The following is a 23,131-nucleotide window of genomic DNA, read 5'->3' on the forward strand; positions in this document are numbered from 1 at the left end:
ATGGCTGTCCTTTGATCTCTTTTATTGGGGTGTAAAGGCAACTTCTAAATTGTCAATCAAACGAGTTGAACCTAGTTTTGCCGCGACAAACAACACAATATCACGATCAAATTGAGTAGCAGGTAACAGATTTGTCTGACGAGCTTCGACATAATCAACAACAAAACCATTATCTGTCAACTGAGTTTTGATATCTTCTACAACTTGTTGCAAATCTTTGCCTTGATGTAACTGTTGCTCAGCCTGCTTCAAACTTTGATAAATAACCGGAGCGATCTGACGGTGCTCAGCGCTTAAATAACCATTTCTTGAGCTAAGCGCCAAACCATCTGCTGCACGAACAATTGGCACGCCAATCACTTCTAAAGGAATATTTAAATCTTGTACAAACTGACGAATAACGGCTAACTGTTGGTAATCTTTTTGTCCAAAGAAAGCGTAATTCGGTTGCACAATATTAAAGAGCTTAGTTACAACCAAAGCTACACCATCAAAGTGTCCTGGACGTGAACTACCACATAAAGCATCTGTAATCTGGCTGACACTGATGTTCGTTAAACGTGGTTGTGTACCGTACATTTGCTCAACTGATGGTGCAAAAATAATGTCACAGCCGACATCAGCAAGTAGGCGACTATCTTGCTCTAAAGTACGAGGATAGCTGTCAAAATCTTCGCCTGGACCAAATTGAGTCGGATTTACGAAGATGCTTACAACCACAACATCACATAGCTTTTTCGCTTCACGAACAAGTGTGAGATGCCCTTCATGTAGATTTCCCATTGTTGGGACAAAACCAATAATTTTACGTGCAGCTCTAGCAGGATTTAAAGAGGCTGCAAGACCTTGTATGGTGGTTTCTGTTTTCATGAATTACAGCTCAACGTGAAAAGTATGTTCTTTGGCAGGAAATGACTGATCCTGCACAGCAGCATGAAAAGCTTTAAAAGCATCTAAAATGGCAGTTTCACCTGATTGTTCTTTCATAAAGTTACGTACAAAACGCGCAACTCGACCAAAAGTTAAACCCAACATATCTTGTACAACCAGCACTTGACCATCAGTGGCATTACCTGCACCAATACCAATTACAGGAGTATTTGGGAATAATTCAGCAATTTCTTGACCCAACTGAGCAGGAACACATTCAAGTAATAATACCGCTGCACCGGCCTCAACCACTGCTGTACAATCAGCAATAAGCTGATCTGCTGCTTCACGTGTTCTAGCTTGTAATTTATAGCCACCGAATACATGTACAGATTGAGGTGTTAAGCCTAAATGTACACAAACAGGTACGCCATTACGGGTTAAAACCTGCACGATTTCACTTAACCATGCACCGCCTTCGATTTTCACCATTTGAGCGCCAGCTTGCATGACTGTTCTTGCATTTTGCAAAGCATCATTCAAGGTTGCATAACTCATAAATGGCAAGTCAGTCATAATCAAGGCATGTTGATTACCACGGCGTACTGCTGCCGTATGATAAGCCATATCTTCAACGGTTACTGGCAAAGTTGAATCTCGCCCTTGAATTGCCATTCCAAGAGAATCACCAATTAAGATTGTATCAATTTCAGCAAGTTCCATTGCTTTTGCCATGCTTGCATCGTAACAAGTTAGACAAGAGAACTTACGTCCTTCGGCTTTAAATTTTCTTAAGTCACTTAGACTAATCATGATGATATCCTCTACAGGAGTTTGCAGAACATAATGAATCGAGAGCTTAAGCCCAAGACTCATCCGCAAGTACAGTCAGCGTTGGCTGCTGTATCAGTTCTAAATTTTTAAGTGGCTGATCATTAATCTGTAAATCAGCATCTAAATCTAATAAAGGAATCACAACGAAATCTCGTTGTAAAATTCCTATGTGCGGCACAGTTAAGCGCTCATTGTGAATTTTTTCATTGCCATAAATAAGCAAATCCAGATCTAAGGTTCGCTCACCCCAACGACGAAGCCGTACACGACCAGCTTCTTGCTCAAAACGTTGTAAATGATCCAGCAAATCTAAAGGCGCAAGATCGGTATTTAATTCTGCAACTGCATTTAAATAATTTGGCTGATCTTGAGGTCCCATAGGCGGACTTTGATAAAGTCTAGAGACTTTAACCATTCCTAACGTCTTAAGCTTAGCAATGGCTTCAGATAAAATTTGACGTGAATCGCCTAAATTACTTCCTAAACCAATATAAGTGGTTATTGTCATTGCGTTGGCCCAAAGACGACTTGGCTTAAATCACGTTGTACCCGCTTACGTTTTAAAATTGGATGATCGCCTATCACGCCTGCTTCAGAAGTAGTCGCTTTTTCAACAAATCGGCCAACTGCCTGATCTTGTCTAGTACGTTCTTTTTTCCCACGGCGAGTGCGTGGTTCCGGAATATCAACCAAAGGTTCAATTTCCGTGTCAACTTTATTATTTTCAATAGGTTCAGCAACAGCTTTACGACGGTTTCTAGCTTTCTGACGATTATATTGGCTAATCGCAGCTTCTTTTTCGTCATTTGACATTTCTTGGTAGGCTTCCCACCAGCTTCCCATTCCTTGTGTTGTGTCATCACCAGACTTTTCACGAAGTAATAAGAAGTCAAAACCTGCACGGAAGCGAGCATGTCCAGCCAATGCTTCTATTTGCTGTGGTTTTGGATTAAGCAAACGGGTCTGCATTTCCCAAACTTCACGAATAAAAGTTTCTGCAAAGCGAGGAATAACTGTACGTGTTGCTTGGCGTTTTAAGACATCTAAACCTGCCTGCGCACGGGCTTCAGCCGGCACAATACCTTTAGATAAATAAAACTCACAACGCTCTAAAAATGGTTGCCACAATAAGACTGCATAGAAAAATGCTGGGTTAATTGTTTTCCCAACCTGAATACGTTGATCTGTATTCTTTGCTGCTCTTAGAATAAATGGAGTGAGGTTCGGCTGAATATCTGCAAAGAGTTGCTTCCAGACACCAAACTCAATCAACATTGGCAGAACACGCGCCAAATGCCCCATTGTGAACAGCTTCTGAGATTCATCGTATAAACGATGCGGAGAGACATCACGCAGTAATTGCGTCATTTCAGCATCAAAGATATCGAGAATATTTGAATCAATTTTGAAATTTAACTTAGCTGCAAAACGTAGAGTTCGCAGCATACGCACTGGGTCTTCTTCGAAGCGCTGTGCCGGATCGCCCAATAAACGTAGAGTTTTATTTTTTACATCGTCAATTGCTTTGCAGAAATCGAGCACAATACTCTTACGCGGTTGGTAATATAGCGTATTAATTGAAAAATCACGTCGAGCAAAGTCTTGTTCGATAGTACCCCAATTATTGTCACGTAAAATCATGCCTGAGGCACTAGTGACTGCTTTTTTAGGAGGGGCACGGAATGTAGCAACTTCAATAAGCTCACGCCCTGAATAGACATGTGCCAATTCAAATCGACGACCAATGATTCGGCAACGTCTGCCAAAAACTTCTTTAATTTGAGAAGGTGTCGCATTGGTCACTGCATCGAAATCTTTAGGATTAAACCCTAGCATTAAATCACGGACACCACCCCCAACAATATAAGCTTCATAGCCAGCTTTAGTCAGGCTATCGATCACATCTAAAATCGAAGAAGGAAGTTGGGCTGTGGACAAACCACATTTTGACGCTCGCAAGGTTTGCAAAAGACGCTGTCTCCTACGTCAGGACGTAAATAACAAGTTGTCGCTAATCATAGCTCTAACGCACACAAAGGGCAATTTGATTCTCTGTAGTTTGCGCATGAAATGACAATTGACAAACAGATGATTTATAAAGTCAAACGCGCTTTATTCTTTTCAAAAATGGCTGGACCAATACCCTTTACACTTTTAAATTCATCAATATTTTTAAAGCCACCATTCTTTTGACGGTATTCTACAATCGCTTGAGCCTTTTTCTCACCAATACCTTTTAGCTTTTGAAGCTCATCAATATTGGCTTGATTCAAGTGAACTTGTCCCGAAGAGTCAGTCATGGCAGAGCTTTTTGGAACGCTAGAATGCGAGGCGTGTTGCATGCTCAACTTCTGATCATACATCTGCTGTTTAGCCTTCCACTCCTTAAAATTTTGATCAAAAGATTGAGCCTGAACAAAGGTTGAAGAAATCAGGCTCCAAAATAAAATAATAAAAATATAAGACTTACTCTTCCAAAGATTCATGCTGAGATGCATGTGTTTTTTCCCCTAATCTTAACTGCCGCTTTGCCTGATTCCACAATTCATCCATTTCAGACAAGGTCATGTCTTCTAATGTTCTTTGCTGTTTTCGTGCTTGATCTTCAACAAAAGCAAAACGACTTCTAAATTTATGTATTGTTGATAAAAGTGAGGTTTCACTTGAAATCGCAAGTTTACGTCCTACGTTGACTAATGAAAACAGGCAATCTCCAAATTCATCTTGAATTTCATCAATATTTTGATTTTTTAGTGCTTGCTTAAACTCATCGAGCTCTTCTTCTAGTTTTCCATAAGCATCTTCTACGGTTTCAAAGTCGAACCCAACTTTTGCTACATTTTCTTGAATTTCTTGTGCCTGCAATAGAGCTGGACCATGTTTAATTTCATCCAACCTTGATTGCGGCTTGCCTTGTTTTTCTTGCTGTTTAATTTGTTTCCAAAGCTTACTTACTTGCTCTGGCGTTAAGTTATTAAATTGATCTGCCTGAAAAACATGTGGATGACGGCGTATTAACTTTTCACTTATTGCTTCAACAACATCTTGAAAGTTAAAAGCACCTTGCTCACTAAACATTTGTGATTGAAACACGACTTGTAATAACAAATCGCCTAGCTCATTTCTGATTTCATCGATATTACCCTGACGAACAGCAGCCTCAACTTCATATGCTTCTTCAATCGCATATTTAGTCAGTGATATTGGGGTCTGTTCTTGATCCCATGGACATTTTTCTCGTAACTCTTGCATGATTTTAAGCAATTTATCCATGGTAACCCTCAAGTTTAAAAAGTCGGTCAGTAAAACTAAGATTTTAATTTGTTATGATCAAAATCAAAGCGATTAAATCAGTCGCACTATTGTACTGACAAAGAGAAAAAAGATGAGATACAGTATTCTGATTAGTGGTGCCGCTCAAGGTATTGGGGCTGAAATTGCACGTGTATTCTACAAACAAGGATATAAAGTAGGCATTTATGATATTAATGAATCGCTTACTCAAGAATTGGCCAACGACTTAGGGCCAAATGCCCGTGCCGGCTATCTAGATGTAAGTGATTACGACCAATGGCAACACATATTAAAAGAATTTACTGAATGGGCTGGCGAACTCAACATCTTAGTAAATAATGCCGGTATTTTATATTCTGGTGCATTTGAAACAACTGATATTAAAGCTCACCAAAGAACAATAAATATTAATGTAAACGGTGTCATCAATGGCTGTCATGCTGCCCTACCTTATTTAAAGCAAGCTTCTTTTGCACGTGTTATCAATCTATCTTCAGCTTCTGCAATTTATGGGCAAGCTGACCTTATTTCTTACTCAGCCAGTAAATTTGCTGTTCGAGGAATTACTGAGGGTTTAGATGTGGAATGGAAAAAATATGGTATTCGCGTTTTAGATGTGATGCCGCTGTTTGTGCAAACTGCAATGGTTAACAATATGGATGCAGGTACAATTCAAAATATGGGGATAGATTTAACTCCAAATGATATTGCTCAGCAGGTGCTTACACTTGTAGAGAAAAAGGTTCATTTCTGGACGCCTACTCACACTCCAGTTGGGATAAAAACCAAACTACTTTATCAACTCTCAACTTTAAGCCCACAGTTTTTAAATCGGCTCACTAACATTTATTTATCGAGAAAATAATCCAATATAAAAAAGGCTGTCATTTGACAGCCTTTTTACTCAATTTATTTAAACACCTTGAATCATGCGTCGCGCACTAATAATTCCAGGCTGTTGCTCTAAACGAGCCAATAAGCGAGAAAGCTGTGCTAAACCCTTAACCTCAATTAACAACTTCATATTGGCAATACCATCTGCCTCAGAAATTGTATTGACCTGACGAATATTGATTTGGTCAGAGAAAATCACTTGAGTTAAGTCTTTAAGCAAACCACGACGATCATACGCTTCCACCACAATTTGAACGCTTTGACCACGTGTTGGTTGCATTTCCCAATCGGCTTCAACAGCACGCTCTGGTTCTTGCTTAATCATACGTTGGTAGTCTGAACAAATTACTTTGTGGATGCTAACACCACGGTTCAAAGTAATATATCCAGCGATTGACTCACCATGTACAGGCTGACAGCACTGCGCGATGTGCAGCTCTACATTGTCTAAACCATCAATTAAAATTCCATGAGCCGATAACGTATGGCTAGCGCGTGGATTTAATGCTGGTTTAAGCACTAGTTCAGGTTCATCCTGATCTAGATGCATTTGACGGTTCACCTGATTAATCAAGGCATGTAAGCTAATATCACCGCTTACTAGACTCACCAAAATGTCATCACCCGTTTTCACGTTAAAATGTGATGAGTAATCATTTAGGTCGATACTTTTTGGGTGAATCGCTAGACGAGCTAACTCTTTATTAAGAAGTTCACGGCCAACTTCAAGATTTTTACTACGATCTTGCTGTCTAAACCAATGACGCAGCTTGTCACGAGCACGAGAGGTTTTAATATAACCTAAAGAATTGACCAACCAATCTCGGTTTGGATCACGATCTTTTTTAGTTAAAATCTCAACCTGCTCACCAGTTTTTAAAGTATAGGTAAGTGGCACATAGCGCTGGTTAACTCGCGCTGCATAACACTTGTTGCCTACTTCCGTATGCACATGGTAAGCAAAATCTAAAACTGTTGAGCCACGTGGCAATTCCTTAATATCACCATCACGACTAAAAACGTAAATCTTCTCAAAGCCTTCAAAGTCTTGTAACTGTTCAAAGCCTTCTGTTTCATCTTCGTTCTGATGTACCGTCGTTTCATTGCGCTCTTGATAGTGCTCTAAAACAGCACGCAATGAATGCAAACGATGATTAAAGGAATGGTCGGTATTCTTTGAACCTTCTTTATAGTTAAAGTGCGAACATACGCCTAATTCTGCTTCGTCATGCATCTCATGAGTACGAATTTGTACTTCAAGCGATTTATTTTCGGCAATTACAGCAGTATGTAAAGAGCGATAACCATTTGCTTTCGGGTTGGTAATATAGTCATCAAACTGATGCGGAATGTGACGCCAGATTTGATGAACAATACCCAAAGAGTGGTAACACTCAGGAACACTATTGACCAATACACGTAAGGCACGAATATCATAAAGCTGATCAAAACTCAGGTTTTTGCTTTTCATTTTTCGATAAATCGAATAAATGTGCTTCGCTCGACCTGTGATTTCTGACTCGATTCCGTAAGACGCTAACTCATTTTTTAAACGATCAATCACGAATTGAATATAGTGTTCGCGCTCTAATCGTTTTTCATTCAGTAATGACGCAATTTCTTTATAACGATCTGGAGCTAAATAGCGAAAAGCGAGATCTTCAAGTTCCCACTTAAGCTGAGCAATACCGAGTCGATGCGCTAATGGCGAATAAATAGTAAGAATTTCGCGTGCTACGCGTTCTTGACGTTCACGAGATGAATTTGCTAGTTCTCGTAAAGAATACGTACGTTCAGCAAGTTTAATTAAAACAACTCGAACATCTTCGGTAACCGAAATCAGCATTTTATAAATGCCACTTAAATGTTCTCGTTGATTATTATTAAAATGATCTTCTAACCGTTTATTTTTCTCAATGAGTTCCGAGAGCTTACCCATTGCCAAAGTGCCTTTGACAAGGTTATAGACCTGCTCCCCAAATTTCTGTTTTACTTCTTCTATATCAGTAATGTCTTCACGCACACTACGATAGAGCATTGCTGCCGATAGAGTATCTTCATCTACATGTAGATGCGCCAGAATGTCAGCCATTCCAACGCCTGTAGCGAAAGTATTTGAACGATGATTAACCGTTGAATCCAACTCTTTTTGCAGGGTTAAATGAGCAACCTGCTCAAGCTGTTCAAGCTTCGCCCCGTCTAATATTTCACGCACCCGATCCAACCATGAGGCTAAACCGATTTGCGTTTCGGCGGCATGCTCTACAGTCGTTTCCTCGGACAACTCAGTTAGTTGTTCAGGTAACTGTTCACGTACTGTGACCATACCATTCTCCTCAATATGTAACTCATGTTTTTAATCGTTTATCTCTTGAATTTTTTCAAATAGTGCAATGGATTCAACATGTTCTGTGTGCGTAAACATGTCCATCACAGCTGCTTTTTTTAACTGGTAACCATATTGGACCAAAACACCCGCATCCCTTGCCAGTGTAGCTGGATTACATGATACATAAACGATTCTTTTTGCTCCAAAATTTGATACATACTGCATAATTTCATATGCACCAGCACGAGGAGGATCAATCAATAATGCATCAAATCCTTGATTTGCCCAAGAATGATGCGAAAAATCTTTTGTTAAATCTTGTGAAAAGAAGGTTGCTTGCACCAAACTATTGCATTTTGCATTAGCTGTTGCCCGCTGCACCATTTCTTCACTCCCTTCCACACCGACAACCTGACCACTCTCACCAACACATCGTGCTAACGGGAGTGAGAAATTGCCTAAACCGCAAAATAGATCAAGTACCTTTTCACCTGGTTGCAATTGAAGCAATTCACATGCCAATTGAACCATTTGTTCATTTACTGTGGCATTGACCTGAGTAAAATCCAATGGCGAAAAAGCAAAATTTACATCAAACTGCTCTAAAGCATAGTGTAAACGTAAAGCACCTTTTTCATCATCAATACGATGAATACTTTCAGGCCCCTTAGGCTGCAAATACAACTGCCACCCTTTGTCTAACGCAAATTGCTTTAATTGGTTGACATCAGAATTGTTTAATTTTTCTACATGACGAACCAACAAAGAAATTTCATGATCACCTTTTGCTAATTCTACATGACCTATATGCGCTTTGCCTTTTAGACTTTGGAGTAAAGTACGCAGCTCAGGCAAGCTATCTGATAGTTTTTTATCCAAAACACTACAAGTGTGGATAGAAGTTAGCCGATTACTATGATGTTCACGAAACCCCATAATTAAGCGATCTGGCTTTGGCAGATAGCGCACCCCTATTCGAGCACGACGACGATAATCTGTTTGTAAAGATCGAATTGGCTCAAGCCACTGTTCAGGCTGAATTCCTGCAAAATGTTGTAAATGCGATTGGAGCACACTTTGCTTTAACCGGATTTGTTCATCAGGATGGATATGCTGCATGCTACAGCCACCGCAAATACCATAATGAGGACAAATTGCATCTATGCGATGAGTTGAAGGCTCTCCTAACAACTGCACCATCTCAGCTTCTTCAAGACGCTTTGCTTGATGGGTAATCTGAGCCTTTACAATTTCTCCAGGCAATGCATAGCGAATAAAAACTTTCTTGCCATGCTTATCTGCTGGATGATCAGGATGAGAACCATAATGCGCAATTCCTCGCCCCTCATGAGAAAGTGTTTCAACTTGAAAAATATATTCAGGTTGTTGAGGCTTACGAGATTTGGCTTGTTGTTTCAAAGGATGAACCTAAAAATCTGAAGGATTAAAATAGTGAGAAGTAAATTCAGTATGTTTCGAAGTACGTTCCCATACTTCAAGAAAGTCAGACTGCTGCGGCATAGTCTGTAAATATTCAATACTCGAACTAATCCAGTGGTTATGTTCATCTACGCTCAACTGGCCTTTTAGTATCAGCCAACGCAAATAAATAAACCATGTATTGAGTACATCCCCTTCACAATAGCTAGTCAATTTTAACCATTGTTGATTACGAACATATTCAGGCACATGATAACCCGATTCACCACGTTTACCCGGCAAACCTAAAATGCAGGCAATATCATCAAGCTTTTGAAAATTACGCCCATTAAACATTGCCATCACGTCCATTAAATCAATGTGGCGATGGTGATAACGGTTTTGGTAATTATTAAAACGCTTCTGGCTATCAATCTCACCTTGATCAAACAAACCCGGTGCAGAAAGCCCATGATACATCGCGCGAAACAGAATAACGGGTAAATCAAATTGTGAGCCGTTCCAACTCACTAAAGTCGGATGACGCTTATCAAAAATTGACAAGAACTTTTGCAAAATCTCAGCTTCAGAATATTGTTCACGACTAAAAGAGAATAATCTAAAACCAGACTCATCAATCCATAGACCAGAAATACAAACAATTTCATGCAAAGGTAAGCGTTGAAAATCCATGCCTGATTCTTGACGACGGAGTTTAGTCAATGCTTGCTCTACATCAGCCTCTGGTAAATCAAGATGATATAAATGCGCTCCCGCTTTTAAATCAGTTAAAGTTTCAATATCAAAAACTAAGGTAGGGAAACGCATTATTTCTCTCAATTATGAGTTATCGTCCTGTACTGAAAACAATCCTGTAGACAAGTAGCGGTCGCCACGGTCACAGATAATGCAAACAATAACAGCATCTGGATTTTCTTCTGCAATTTTGATGGATGCCCATACCGCACCGCCTGAAGATGTACCTGCACTAATGCCTTCCATACGCGCTAATTTACGCATGGTTTTTTCAGCATCAATTTGTGGAATATCAATAGTACGATCTACACGGCTACTATCAAAAATAGTAGGTAAATATTCTTTTGGCCAACGGCGAATACCAGCAATGCTTGAGCCATCTGCTGGTTGCAAACCAACAATTTGAATATCTGGATTTTGTTCTTTTAAATATTTAGAAACACCCATAATGGTACCAGTCGTACCCATTGAGCTTACAAAATGGGTGATTTTCCCACCTGTTTGTTTCCAAATTTCAGGACCAGTTGTTAAGTAATGAGCTTCAACATTATCAGGATTACCAAACTGATTTAAAACGTGCCCCTTACCTTCTTTTTCCATTTGCAAGGCTAAATCACGTGCACCTTCCATACCTTGCTGCGGTGTTACTTCAATCAGCTCTGCGCCATAAGCCAGCATCGCATCTTTACGCTCCTGACTCATGTTGTTCGGCATAATAAGTTTCATTTTATAGCCACGCATTGCAGCAACCATTGCCAAAGCAATACCTGTGTTCCCACTGGTTGCCTCAATCAAGGTGTCGCCTGGCTTAATTTGACCACGTTTTTCTGCCTGCATAATCATGTTATATGCAGGACGGTCTTTTACAGAACCTGCCGGATTATTACCTTCTAATTTTGCTAAAACCGTCGCTTGCGTATGAGAAGCTAATCGCTGCAAACGAACTAGAGGTGTCTTACCTACATAGTGATCTAACAAAAATTCGTCGGCCAAAAAGTCAGGTTGTGTATTACTCATGATCAATACCTATATCGAGGTGCGCCTATTGTATGAAAAAATGCTCGTTACTGCACCCATTTCAATATGCTTTTTCATGAAAGCGATTAAAGCTCGGTCATTTATAAAATGCCGTCTGTTTTAAAATAAAGCGTGATAAGATGCCGTACAGAGAGATAAATCTGATGTAGCCATGTCTAATTTCAATAAAACCTTATCGAAACGCTTACGTCTGAATCATGCATATGGGCAATTGATTGCTCTAATTTTTGTGCCGATTATGATTTTAACAGGGGTCGGTGCTTTTCTGGTTTTAACTGAAACGTCACATTCGGTAAAACAACAACAGCTACATCACGCCTCAGCAATTTTAGCTCGCTACAATCAAATTGCGAAAGATCTATATACGCTAGTCGAACTAGAACCCGATGAATACGATCATGCTCAGCACATTATGCAAAGCATGTTTAGCGAAAAAAATCTTAAACGCGCGGTATTAATTGATAACAATGGACAGACTTATTTAAGTATTGGTTATCGTGATAATCGTTATTGGCCAAGTTTTCCTAGTAATAATAGTTTTTTCGGTCCAATCTCTTATAACCACAACAATATTTATGGACTGCAAATTAGCAATAAAGCAGGAAAAGCCCCAGTTTGGTTAATGATTGAAATGGATAACCAGCCTCTAGAGTTGGCACGTTATCGCATTATGATTGCCCTCGTCATTACTGGATTAATGACCTTATTATTACTTTTACTGTGCTTGAATTTTTACTCTCGTCGCTGGATTGCGCCGATGTATGAAATTCGCATGCAGTTACAACGCCTAAATGCAGATACTTTAGATCAGCACCTAGTCATTAACAGTACTGGGGAGCTACGCTTATTACAGCGTGATATTGCAAATGTTGTTAAGCGATTACACTTTAGCTTTTTAGAATTAAAAGAACACACTGAACAAACAGAAGAAGACTTACGCAGAACACTAGATACCTTAGAAGTCCAAAACATTACTTATCGTCAAGCACGTGACCAAGCGATTTCATCAAATCAAGCGAAGTCAGTTTTCTTGGCAAATATTAGTCATGAGCTTCGAACACCTCTAAACAGTATTGATGGCTTTATTCATTTATTGCTTCGTCAACAAAATTTAAATAATGAGCAAAATCTTTATTTGCAAACCATTCGCAAGTCATCTGCCCATTTATTGGCATTAATTAACGATGTATTAGATTTCTCGAAAATTGATGCAGGTAAGTTAGAACTTGAAACAGCACCTTTTGATTTAGAAGAAGCCATCTTTGATGTCATGGATATGCTGTCTCCATTGGCTGCTCAAAAACATATCGCCATGGCTTTTTACTATGCGGATAACATTCCACAAGAAGTGATTGGCGATGCTTTACGCTTCAAGCAAATCTTGACCAACTTGATTTCTAATGCGATCAAGTTTACTCCAGATGGCGAAATTATTGTTCGTGTTCGTATGGAACATGATGATATTGGGCAATGTCTGCTTCATTTCAGTGTTCAAGATAGTGGTATTGGTTTAAGTGGCACAGACCGTAAAAAACTATTTGAATCATTCTCGCAAGGTGATGCCTCAGTTACACGTCAATTTGGTGGTACAGGTTTAGGTTTAGCTATTTCTAAACAGCTTGTTCATCTCATGCATGGTCAAATTGGTTTTGAAGATAACCAAGAACGTGCTCCAACAGAAAAAGGTTCGACTTTCTGGTTTACCGCACAATTTGTAGTGGATGAAGATTACGAAATCGAACACCCGCACTTTGAGCATTTACAAGTGGTGTCTTATCTTGCTCATCCTGCTACAGCAAGTGTTTTACGTTACTACCTTGAAAACTACCATGTTCCTCATATCGAAACACAATCGATTCTGGACTTGTTTAGCCGTTTAAAACATCTTGATCAGAAAGATAATACATGGCTCATTGTTGACCATAGCGGCGACACTGAAGCGTTATTAAAAGAAATCCGTAGCCGTTATCAAGGCAATTTAGCCGTCTATGGCTATCAAATGACGCTTGAGCCAAACATGCTCAATGAATACCGTGCTCGCCCTCTCTATCAACCATTAAGTCGAAGCGGACTCATTCAATTATTAAATGATCAACCTATTTTTGAAGAGGAACAACAAGACTTTAATGGTCAGGGTCTACACATTCTGGCAGTGGATGACCATCTTCCTAACTTAATTGTTTTAGAAGCCTTACTCGGTGAACTTAACGTTAAAACAACTAAAGCACTCAGTGGCCAAGAAGCTCTTAACCTGATCCAAGAACGAATTGACCAGAAACTTAAACCATTTGATTTAGTGTTTATGGACATTCAAATGCCTGTCATGTCAGGCATTGATACCACTCGTGCTATTCGTTCTTTAGAGTCGACACTAGACGGAGAAATGCAACTTCCAATTATTGCACTCACCGCCCACGCACTTGCCGATGAAAAGCAAAAACTCCTTAAAGTAGGCATGAATGACTATGTCACCAAGCCAATTCAAATGGAACAAATCATCCAGATCTTAACGCAATGGACTAAAAACAACTTTACAGCAAAAGCCTTAGATAAAGACCATCATGTAGTCGCAGAAGCTTTAGATCCACAAATTTTAAACTGGCAACAAAGTTTGCAGCTTGCAGCAAATAAAGAAGACTTAGCGCAAGATTTACTTAAAATGTTAGTTGATAGTTTTCCAACTGAGCTAGATGAAATGCAGCAGCTCATTGAGCTTGAAGACTTCCCTCAACTTGAACATGTTTTACATCGCCTCTATGGTGCTACTCGCTATGTAGGCGCCCCGAAACTACAACAAGTGACTGGTGACTTTGAGCAATTTATTTCAACGCTGCGCAAGGAACGCCGTATAGCAGATGAAGGTTTCATTGAAGAAGTTATGCAGCGCTTTAATGAACTAGGTCTTGTCGTTAAAGAGGTAGAAAGTGCAGCCCATCAAATTTTGGTGATTCCTGACTAACATCTCTATCAAAGAGGCATGACTGGGCTGTCATGTTTCCAAATTACAGCCATGTTATGCTCCGTTCATCTATAAAAAAAGAAGCGGGAATCTCATGGCACTCTTACGTATTGAAAAAAATAATGGCATTGCAACGGTATATTTAAACCGTCCAGACAAACGCAATGCGATGAGTTTTGCCTTATTAAAAGAGTTAGTTTCAACTGCAAAAGCAATTAAGAAGGATAGAGATATTCGCTGTGTTATTTTAACAGGCGAAGGAAATGTGTTTAGTGCTGGAATTGATTTATCCGACCTAAACAATCCGAAAAACTCTGCTTTTGCCATTTGGGAACTTGTAAAACCTGGACAAAGCCTTTTTCAAAAAGCATTTTTGACTTGGCAGAATTTACCTGTCCCAGTTATTGCTGCATTAGAAGGATATTGTTTCGGCGCAGGTATGCAACTTGCCTTGGCTTCCGACATTCGAATTTCTCATCCAGAAACAAAAATGTCGATTATGGAAAGCCGTTGGGGTTTAGTTCCTGACATGGGACTTACTCGCTCATTAAAAGGTTTAATTAGCGTTGACCTTGCAAAAGAACTCACCTTAACTGCCCGTGTTTTTGACGGAAATTATGCAAAAGAAATCGGTCTTGTGACTCATTTAAGTGACTCGCCTCTAGAGAGAGCACATGAGATTGCAGCTGAAATGTTACAACGCTCACCTGATGCCCTCACAGCGGCAAAACGTGTACTTGATGCAATGGAGCATCAACCAGAAAAATCATTGCGTCTAGAAAAAATCTGGCAACTTAAATTATTACTTGGTAAAAATAGCAAACTTGCTCGTAAAAAAGACAAACATCCGGAAGTTAACTTTTTACCACGCCAATATAAATAAAGAGCTTAGATTATGAATTTTGATCGTAATACCCCTATTGCTTTTTTAGGTATGGGGCTTATGGGAAGTCGGATGGCAACCCGCCTTATTCAAGCCGGCTTTCAAGTTGCGGTTTGGAATCGAACCTTCTCTGCATGTGAAGAACTGATTGATATCGGCGCCCAACCTTTAGAACTTTCAAATATTGGTGACTATCCTATTATTTTAATCTGTCTGGCAGATGACAAAGCCGTAGAGGCAGTATTTGAAAAAATTCAGCCTAACTTAAAAGCTGAGCAAGTTATTGTGGATTTCTCAAGCTTATCTGTTGCTGCAACAAAAACGCTTGCTCAAGCAGCTGCCACACATGACGTTATTTGGATTGATTCACCTGTATCAGGTGGAACAGCTGGAGCAGAACAAGGCACACTTGTCATTTTTGCAGGCGGTAATGCTCAAACGATTACAGAACTAACGCCTGTTTATAATGTTTTATCTCAACGTGTAACCCGAATGGGCGATACTGGAACTGGCCAAGCTACCAAAATTTGTAATCAACTGATTGTTGCAGCCAACAGCGCCCTTATTGCTGAAGCTGTCGCGCTTGCAGACCGAGCTGGTGTAGATACGACTTTACTCGCTCCAGCTTTAGCAGGCGGATTTGCGGACTCTAAACCCTTTCAAATTCTAACTCCACGTATGGCAACTCATACCTTTGAGCCAGTTCAGTGGAAAGTTCAAACATTATCTAAGGATCTTAATAACGCAGTAACATTGGCTAACAATGTTAATTTAAACATCCCAGTTGCACAAAAAGCTCTATTACAGCTACAAACTCACCAAAAAAATGGCTTTGCTGAGAAAGATTTAGCTACTATGATTCAATTAGTAGAGCAAAAATAAACGGAGTTTGAGTATGGGTCGTCTTGCAGTCAATTTATCCATGATTTTTACCGAAGTTCCTTTAATTGAACGCTTCGCTCTGGCCCATGCACAGGGCTTTGAATATGTAGAAATTCAATTCCCTTATGAATTAACTATTGCAGATATTCAAACTCAACTCGAACGCTATAATCTTAGTCTCTGTCTAATCAATATGCCGGCCGGTGATCTTATGCAAGGTGGAAACGGTTTAGCAGGCATTCCCGGCCAAGAAATAGCTTTCCATGAAGCATTAGAGTTAGCCATTAGCTATGCCACTGCCTTAAAGGTTCCTCGTGTTAATATTTTAGCTGGCAAACAACCGCTCGATGCCGATTTACTGCCTTGTTTAAAAACCTTAGCAGCCAATTTAAAACTTGCCTGCAACCTACTCAGTGAACACGATATAGAACCCGTTTTTGAAATGATTAACGGTACCGATATGCCCCGCTTTTTAGTACAAAATATTGCGCAGGCACAAGAAATGTTAGAAGCGGTCAACGACCCTACTCTAAAAATGCAATATGACTGCTATCACATGGCAATGATGGGCGAAGACGTTCTTGAGGGTTTACAAGAGAATATTAACTCAATTGGACACATTCAGTTTGCGGACTGTCCAGGCCGTCATGAGCCAGATACAGCTGAAATTCCTTATGAACAAATTTTTTCTTGGTTAAAACAAAGTTCTTATCAGAACTATATTGCAGCGGAATATAAGCCTGAAAACACTTCAAATCAGTCATTTACATGGAAGAAAAAGTATTTTTCGGATGATGTAAATATATAAACTGTTACGAGTTTTGTTTGAAATTTATCGCGAAAACCACTATATTAGATAGTGAGTAATTGTCAGGAAAATATACCCTATATGAATTTAGAACCATCGCCCAGCGTGTCTAATTCTCACGATTTCGCAATGAATACCTCAAATAAAGACGTACAAACTTGTCTCAAAGTCGTCCACGACGCTTTAGTTGATGTAAAAGCAAAAGATATTCTCCAGTTAGATGTTAGCTCAATTAGCAATGTCGCTGATGCTATTGTAATTGCGAGCGGTACTTCTACTCGTCATGTGAAAGCACTTGCAGACAATGTTGCAGAAGAAGCTCGAAAAGCCGGTTTCCGCCCGATTGGTGTTGAAGGCGAACGAGATGCAGAATGGATCTTAATTGATCTCGGCTTTGTTGTAGTACATGTGATGCTACCAACAGCTCGTAAATTCTATGATTTAGAAAGCTTATGGCGTACCGCCCCAGAGTCGGTTGCTTAAAATTTTGCTTTTAAAAAAAGCGGCTCTTTTGAGCCGCTTTTTTTATTTACTAAACAAAGATTTTAACCATTTTCAATATCCCATCATCTTTCCCGCCCCTCCACAAATACCAATCATCACTTACAACCAAATTTGACATGACAAATTGTCAGATTTGCAGCACTATATATTTTCTGAAAGTTCTCACCAATAAATAGCATAACTGGAGTACAGAAAGTGAAGATATTAATTACAGGCGCCAATACGGGCATTGGCTTTGCTACAGCAGAACAACTCGTTAAACAAGGACAACATGTCATTCTAGCGTGCCGAAATCCACAAAAAGCCCAAGATGCGCAGAACAAACTACTTTCACTTAATCAAGGCCAAGTCGATTTAGTTTCCCTCGATTTAAACAGTCTTGAGTTAACCCGAAAAGCAGCAGATGAAATTGCTGATCGCTATGGCAGCCTTGACGTACTTATTAATAATGCAGGCTTATTTGCCAAAACCAAACAATTGACTAATGAAGGCTTTGAGCAACAATTTGGGGTTAACTATTTAGGTCATTTTTTACTTACCCAAAAATTACTCCCAGTTTTAAAACAATCTCCTAAAGCACGTATTATTCATCTTGCATCTATTGCTCACTGGGTTGGTTCAATTAAACCCAACAAGTTTCGCGCAGAAGGTTTTTACAATCCCCTGTTCTATTATGGGCAATCAAAGCTTGCAAATTTATTATTCAGCAATGCATTAGCAGAACAGCTAGCTGGAAGCTCAATTACTAATAATGCATTACACCCTGGTGGTGTTGCTTCCGATATTTATCGTGACTTACCAAAACCAGTTTATGCAGCGATGAAATTAGGATTAGTTCCAACTTCAGTTCCAGCAAACCTCATTACAGAAATGGCAACTGGAGATGCTTGGCAAAACCGTAATGGCGAATATGTCAGCGCACATATGCCAGACTGGAAATCATCACATGCAAAAAATAAGCAACTGGCACGCGACCTCTATCAACAATCTCTAAACCTTGTAGAAAAATTTCTTTAAACAAATAAGCCAAATATAAATAGAAAAAGCCACCCGAGGGTGGCTTTTACAATCCTGATTGGGGTCAAATTAGTGGCCGCCACCATTGATTGCTTTTGTCATATCTTCAACAACTTTCTTAGCATCACCAAAGATCATCATTGTTTTTTCGTTATAGAACAAATCGTTGTCTAGACCAGCATAACCTGTTGCCATAGAACGCTTAATCACCATGATTGTACGCGCTTTATGAGCTTCAAGAATCGGCATACCATAAATCGGCGAGCTTGGATCATCTTTCGCAGCAGGATTTACAACGTCGTTTGCACCAATTACAAGTACTACGTCTGTTGCAGGGAAGTCTGAGTTAATCTCATCCATTTCCAAGATATCTTCATACGCCACGTCTGCTTCTGCAAGCAATACGTTCATGTGACCAGGCATACGACCAGCAACAGGATGGATTGCGAAACGAACGCGAACACCTTGCTCTTTTAGAATTTCACACAATTCTTTTACAGCATTCTGTGCACGGCCTTGCGCCATACCATAACCTGGTACAATCACAACGCTGTCAGCATTTGACATCAAGAAGCCAGCATCATCAGCAGAACCAGAACGATGGTTACGTTGAACTTGCTCACCTTTGGCAGCAGTAGCAACCGCTGCACCGCCCATTGCACCACCAAACAATACATTGATGATCGAACGGTTCATTGCTTTACACATGATGTACGACAGAATCGCACCAGATGAACCTACGAGAGAACCCGCAACGATCAACATGTTGTTTTCAAGTGTAAAACCAATACCTGCCGCAGCCCAACCTGAGAATGAGTTAAGAAGCGATACTACTACAGGCATATCACCACCACCGACTGGTGCAATCCACACCCAGCCAAATGCAAGTGCAAGAGCTGTCATTGCCCAGAAAGCAGTCATGTTGCCAGTCGTGAAGAAGTAAAAACCACAAGCCAACATCGCAATAAAGATAAGCGCTTGAACAGGTTTAACCCATGCACCAGAAATTGTTTTAGCCCATTTTTTCGCAGCCAATTTACCGTACGCAAACACAGATGCAGTAAAGGTAATCGCACCAACGAAACAACCAACAAACAATTCAAATAAGTGAACTTTGCTCATGTGCACATGTTGCACACCAGCTGCCGTTAAAGCCGCTTCATTTTGAGCGAACAATTCAGTAAGTTGGTTGTTATGTAAAATTGCAGCAATTGCAATTAAAACAGCAGCCAAACCAACCAAAGAGTGCATAAGCGCAACAGTTTCCGGCATTTGCGTCATTGGTACAGTACGAGCACGTGCAATACCTACGATTGCACCGAGCACCATTGCACCAACAATCATCCAGATCACTGGGTTATTCGCAACAAAGAAAGTCGTTACAACTGCAATCGCCATCGCGATCATACCGTAACGGTTACCTTGAATTGCTGTTTTAGGGCCAGACAAGCCACGAAGCGTCAAGATAAAGAGGATTGCGCCAACAAGGTACAACCAGTTTGCATTTGCTTGAATAAATTCCATGTCAAAGCCCTCTTATTTCTTTTGCTTAGGCTTGAACATTTCCAGCATGCGTGCAGTTACTGCAAAGCCACCGAAAATATTAATGCTTGCCAAAAATACTGCAATCGCACCAAGTACGCTCACCACATTTACACTTTGAAATGCAACGTTAGCATCTACACCCAAAATAGGCAGACCCACAGTTTGCAACATCGCACCCACTACAATAATAGATGACAATGCATTGGTTACAGCCATAAGCGGCGTATGTAAAGCTGGTGTAACACCCCAAACTACGTAATAACCTACGAAGATGGCAAGGACGAAAATTGTAATAGTTTCAACCATGAGAACTCTCCTTAACCACGCTTAAGCAGTACTTGACCGCCATGAGTGACCAATAGGGCTTTTTGGATTTCGTCTTCTTGATTAATCGCAAAGTTTTTCTCTTTGTCGAATAAAGTCTCTACGAAATTAAAAACGTTACGTGCATATAGCGCTGAAGCTTCTGTTGCTACAGTTGCCGGAATATTTGGAATACCCAAAATTTTCACGCCATTTTCTGTAAAAACAGTCTCGCCCACTTTAGAACCTTCAACGTTACCGCCAGTTTCAACAGCCATATCTAAAATGACAGAACCCGGTTTCATCTTGGCAACAGTTTCAGCCTTAATCAAACGTGGTGCATCACGACCCGGCAAGAGCGCAGTAGTAATCACGATGTCAGCGTTAGAAACAGCCTTATCAACAATCGCAGCTTGGTCTTTGATGTATTGCTCACCCGGCATCCATCCATAACCATTTTTAGCGGCATCCGCTGCACGTTGTTGTTCTTCTTCAGACATTGGTACGTCTAACCACTTACCACCCAAAGATTCAACCTGATCTTTTGCTGTAGGACGTAAATCGGTCGCCTCAACAATTGCGCCTAAACGCTTTGCGGTTGCAATTGCCTGAAGACCAGCAACGCCCACACCCATAATCACAACACGAGCAGGTTTTACAGTACCAGCAGCAGTCATAAGCATTGGGAACATGCGCTGATATTCAGCAGCAGCAAGCAAAACTGATTTATAACCAGAAAGGTTTGCCTGAGAAGACAATACGTCCATATTCTGCGCACGAGAAAGCGTACGAGGAAGCAATTCCAGAGCAAAAGCAGAAACTTGCTGATTCGCAAACTGATCTAGCTCGGTATTACGATAAGGATCAAACATTGCTACAACAGCAGTATTTGCTGCAAGTTTTTGAATTTCCCCGCCTTGTGGCGCGCGAACTTTCAAAATAATTTGACTACCCGTATAGGCATCATCCGTAATGGTTGCACCGACCTGTTCATAAGCACTGTCAATGTACGCGGCCTTTACACCAGCACCACGTTCAATCACAACGCTATGACCAGCGCTAATCAACTTCTTTACTGTCTCTGGCGTAGCAGCTACACGATTTTCACCGACGACAGTTTCGGTTGGGATTCCGATCTGCATGAGCGTTCCTCAAGCTAATTTCTCATTGTCAAAAACATTGCAAGCTGCAATGTTTCCCCCATGTGTATTCTTTGTACAGAATTTGGATTCTAATTGAACTTTTTTAAAATACCACCCAATATTTATTTAATAAATACCCATATTTTGAACTGATGATTCACGATATTTGATTTGAGGTGTAATATAGGAAGATTTTTCTTTTTTTGTAGACAACAGTCTCTCTTATACAGTCTTGTATATGAAAATTTCGTTTTCTTCGTTTCAAATCGGGTCTTTTTTTGCTCTTTGCTCTGCTTTTCTATTCAGTACAAAAGCAATCTTTATTAAACAGACTTATGCCCTTTCTCCATTAGTAGATGCTACAGTCCTGATGGCTTTACGCATGTTAAGCGCTTTACCGTTCTTTCTACTTATTTGTTGGTTTAACAGGCATCATAATAAGGGCATAAAAAAGAAGGATTGGCTAATTTTAATTTTTGCCGGTCTATTAGGCTACTACTTTGCCAGTTGGCTCGATTTTATGGGTCTCATGTTTATTAGTGCCTCTCTAGAACGAATTATTCTATTTTTATATCCCACGCTTACTGTCATCGTCTCAAGCTTACTCTACAAACAAAAATTAGATGCAAAAAGTTTATTTGCCATTTTTCTTAGTTATGGTGGAACCGTGCTGGTCATGCTTCAAGAGCACAACAACGCACCAATTCAGGGCAACTTCTGGCTAGGTACAAGTTTAGTATTTGCAGGTGCGGTAGCTTTTGCAGGCTATTTATTACTAACCCCACCATTAATTAAGAAATTTGGTTCTTGGAATTTCACAGGGTTAGCATTAACTGTGGCTTGCATTGGTACATTAACGCACTATGCACTCAGCACACCTCAACCTATTCAACTTCTATTACAGCTACCCTCTAGTGTAATTTGGTATGGGGTTGGTCTAGGCTTCTTAGTGACCGTCTTACCTACTGTTATGCTCATGCAAAGTATTGAACGATTAGGTGCCTCTCAATCTGCAATGATTGCTTCGATTGGACCGGTTTTAACGATTTTACTTGCCGTTGCCTTTTTAAATGAACACTTAAATATTTGGCAATGGGTCGGTTGCCTTCTCAATATTATTGGTGTGATGATGATTACATTAAGAAAGAAAAGGCTAAAACATTAAATTCTCTTGACCTCAACTTAAGTTGAGGTTGGATACTCATCTAAATTTGAATGAACGGTTGAGTTCCATGAATAAAGAAACTTTTAAAATCATAAATCCATCAACTTTATATGACCCTACCCCAAATGCTTATAGTCATGTGGCTGTAGTAGAAAAATTTAAAAAGATTATTCATATTGCAGGTCAAGGTGGCGAAAACTCAAAAGGTGAATTAAGCCCAAATTTTGAAGAACAAGTTATCCAAGCCATTAATAACATTCAACATGCTTTAAAAGCTGCCAATGCAGAGCTTAGTAACATTGCAGTGTTAAGAGTTTTAGTTGTTGACCATTCGGTCGAAAAACATCAAATTTTGATTAAAATTATGCAAAATTTATGGAAAAATCATCCTTTTCCAGCCTGTACACTCATTCCTGTACCACGCCTTGCATTAGAGCATATGCTCATTGAAGTCGAAGCAACCGCATACACCCAATAAAATCGAGAGAA

22 protein-coding genes are annotated in these 23,131 nt (G+C 40.0%); 9 read left to right on the forward strand and 13 right to left on the reverse strand.

The genetic code is table 11. The annotated features are described in order from the left end of the window. Positions 1–21 precede the first annotated feature (21 nt). The 6 genes from panC to mazG form a co-directional block, all read right to left on the reverse strand. Positions 22–870 (reverse strand): pantoate--beta-alanine ligase, encoded by an 849-nt coding sequence (gene panC / locus MJX77_RS02405; protein WP_252060474.1) that lies wholly within the window; start codon positions 868–870, stop codon positions 22–24. A 3-nt stretch (positions 871–873) separates the two neighbouring features. Then, entirely contained in the window at positions 874–1,683 is an 810-nt protein-coding gene (gene panB, locus MJX77_RS02410; protein ID WP_004794557.1) for a 3-methyl-2-oxobutanoate hydroxymethyltransferase, read from the reverse strand. 46 nt (positions 1,684–1,729) lie between these two features. Continuing rightward, the gene (gene folK / locus MJX77_RS02415) at positions 1,730–2,212 is read right to left on the reverse strand and encodes a 2-amino-4-hydroxy-6-hydroxymethyldihydropteridine diphosphokinase (RefSeq protein WP_013198930.1); all 483 of its coding nucleotides are present in this window, start codon (positions 2,210–2,212) and stop codon (positions 1,730–1,732) included. After that, positions 2,209–3,672 (reverse strand): polynucleotide adenylyltransferase PcnB, encoded by a 1,464-nt coding sequence (gene pcnB, locus MJX77_RS02420; protein WP_013198931.1) that lies wholly within the window; start codon positions 3,670–3,672, stop codon positions 2,209–2,211. The genes folK and pcnB overlap by 4 nt, the downstream gene beginning before the upstream one ends. A 125-nt stretch (positions 3,673–3,797) precedes the next feature. Then, positions 3,798–4,202, reverse strand: a complete 405-nt coding sequence (locus tag MJX77_RS02425) for a ComEA family DNA-binding protein (protein ID WP_252060475.1) — start codon at positions 4,200–4,202, stop codon at positions 3,798–3,800. Next, positions 4,171–4,977: a nucleoside triphosphate pyrophosphohydrolase gene (gene mazG, locus MJX77_RS02430; protein ID WP_252060476.1), complete on the reverse strand. Its 807-nt coding sequence runs from the start codon at positions 4,975–4,977 to the stop codon at positions 4,171–4,173. The genes MJX77_RS02425 and mazG overlap by 32 nt, the downstream gene beginning before the upstream one ends. Positions 4,978–5,089: 112 nt before the next feature. Between mazG and MJX77_RS02435 the strand changes: the two genes are divergently transcribed. After that, positions 5,090–5,863 (forward strand): SDR family oxidoreductase, encoded by a 774-nt coding sequence (locus tag MJX77_RS02435; protein ID WP_252060477.1) that lies wholly within the window; start codon positions 5,090–5,092, stop codon positions 5,861–5,863. A gap of 48 nt (positions 5,864–5,911) precedes the next feature. Here MJX77_RS02435 and MJX77_RS02440 read toward each other — a convergent pair whose 3' ends face one another. From MJX77_RS02440 to cysM, 4 genes are read right to left on the reverse strand one after another with little or no spacing between them, the layout of a single operon-like run. Next, entirely contained in the window at positions 5,912–8,218 is a 2,307-nt protein-coding gene (locus tag MJX77_RS02440) for a RelA/SpoT family protein (RefSeq protein WP_005302395.1), read from the reverse strand. A gap of 30 nt (positions 8,219–8,248) precedes the next feature. Further along, on the reverse strand, positions 8,249–9,640 hold the full coding sequence (gene rlmD, locus MJX77_RS02445; RefSeq protein WP_005302392.1) for a 23S rRNA (uracil(1939)-C(5))-methyltransferase RlmD: 1,392 nt from the start codon (positions 9,638–9,640) through the stop codon (positions 8,249–8,251). A 9-nt stretch (positions 9,641–9,649) separates the two neighbouring features. Continuing rightward, positions 9,650–10,468, reverse strand: a complete 819-nt coding sequence (locus tag MJX77_RS02450; RefSeq protein ID WP_252060478.1) for a 3'-5' exonuclease — start codon at positions 10,466–10,468, stop codon at positions 9,650–9,652. 12 nt (positions 10,469–10,480) lie between these two features. Continuing rightward, positions 10,481–11,413 carry a cysteine synthase CysM gene (gene cysM / locus MJX77_RS02455; protein ID WP_005036815.1) on the reverse strand — a complete coding sequence of 311 codons (933 nt, stop codon included), beginning with the start codon at positions 11,411–11,413 and terminating at the stop codon, positions 10,481–10,483. Positions 11,414–11,585: 172 nt separating this feature from the next. Between cysM and MJX77_RS02460 the strand changes: the two genes are divergently transcribed. The 6 genes from MJX77_RS02460 (at position 11,586) to MJX77_RS02485 (ending at position 18,487) form a co-directional block, all read left to right on the forward strand. Next, positions 11,586–14,393, forward strand: a complete 2,808-nt coding sequence (locus MJX77_RS02460; protein WP_192835849.1) for a GacS-like sensor histidine kinase — start codon at positions 11,586–11,588, stop codon at positions 14,391–14,393. A gap of 94 nt (positions 14,394–14,487) precedes the next feature. Further along, positions 14,488–15,276: a crotonase/enoyl-CoA hydratase family protein gene (locus MJX77_RS02465; protein ID WP_004794580.1), complete on the forward strand. Its 789-nt coding sequence runs from the start codon at positions 14,488–14,490 to the stop codon at positions 15,274–15,276. Between the two features lie 12 nt (positions 15,277–15,288). After that, the gene (locus MJX77_RS02470) at positions 15,289–16,158 is read left to right on the forward strand and encodes an NAD(P)-dependent oxidoreductase (protein ID WP_252060479.1); all 870 of its coding nucleotides are present in this window, start codon (positions 15,289–15,291) and stop codon (positions 16,156–16,158) included. A 13-nt stretch (positions 16,159–16,171) separates the two neighbouring features. Next, a complete protein-coding gene (locus MJX77_RS02475; RefSeq protein ID WP_252060480.1) occupies positions 16,172–16,966 on the forward strand; it encodes a hydroxypyruvate isomerase family protein in 795 nt (264 codons plus the stop codon). An 81-nt stretch (positions 16,967–17,047) separates the two neighbouring features. Continuing rightward, positions 17,048–17,449, forward strand: coding sequence for a ribosome silencing factor (gene rsfS, locus MJX77_RS02480; RefSeq protein WP_004794586.1), 402 nt, complete (start codon positions 17,048–17,050; stop codon positions 17,447–17,449). Between the two features lie 216 nt (positions 17,450–17,665). Beyond that, on the forward strand, positions 17,666–18,487 hold the full coding sequence (locus MJX77_RS02485) for an SDR family NAD(P)-dependent oxidoreductase (RefSeq protein ID WP_252060481.1): 822 nt from the start codon (positions 17,666–17,668) through the stop codon (positions 18,485–18,487). Between the two features lie 69 nt (positions 18,488–18,556). Here the strand turns inward: MJX77_RS02485 and MJX77_RS02490 are convergent, their stop codons facing one another. The 3 genes from MJX77_RS02490 to MJX77_RS02500 are packed head-to-tail and all read right to left on the reverse strand — an operon-like array spanning position 18,557 to position 21,477. After that, positions 18,557–20,011 (reverse strand): NAD(P)(+) transhydrogenase (Re/Si-specific) subunit beta, encoded by a 1,455-nt coding sequence (locus MJX77_RS02490; protein ID WP_004794591.1) that lies wholly within the window; start codon positions 20,009–20,011, stop codon positions 18,557–18,559. A 12-nt stretch (positions 20,012–20,023) separates the two neighbouring features. After that, the gene (locus MJX77_RS02495) at positions 20,024–20,338 is read right to left on the reverse strand and encodes a proton-translocating transhydrogenase family protein (RefSeq protein WP_003654992.1); all 315 of its coding nucleotides are present in this window, start codon (positions 20,336–20,338) and stop codon (positions 20,024–20,026) included. Between the two features lie 11 nt (positions 20,339–20,349). Then, positions 20,350–21,477: a Re/Si-specific NAD(P)(+) transhydrogenase subunit alpha gene (locus MJX77_RS02500; RefSeq protein ID WP_004794594.1), complete on the reverse strand. Its 1,128-nt coding sequence runs from the start codon at positions 21,475–21,477 to the stop codon at positions 20,350–20,352. A 238-nt stretch (positions 21,478–21,715) separates the two neighbouring features. On the opposite strand from MJX77_RS02500, the gene MJX77_RS02505 reads away from it, so the two are divergent. Both MJX77_RS02505 and MJX77_RS02510 read left to right on the forward strand, forming a co-directional pair. Beyond that, complete coding sequence (locus MJX77_RS02505) at positions 21,716–22,642, forward strand: DMT family transporter (protein ID WP_252060482.1); 927 nt, start codon at positions 21,716–21,718, stop codon at positions 22,640–22,642. A 67-nt stretch (positions 22,643–22,709) separates the two neighbouring features. Next, positions 22,710–23,120, forward strand: coding sequence for a RidA family protein (locus MJX77_RS02510; protein ID WP_252060483.1), 411 nt, complete (start codon positions 22,710–22,712; stop codon positions 23,118–23,120). The last annotated feature ends 11 nt before the right edge of the window (positions 23,121–23,131 follow it).

This window comes from Acinetobacter sp. AHP123 (assembly GCF_023757925.1).
Taxonomy (GTDB): domain Bacteria; phylum Pseudomonadota; class Gammaproteobacteria; order Pseudomonadales; family Moraxellaceae; genus Acinetobacter; species Acinetobacter oleivorans.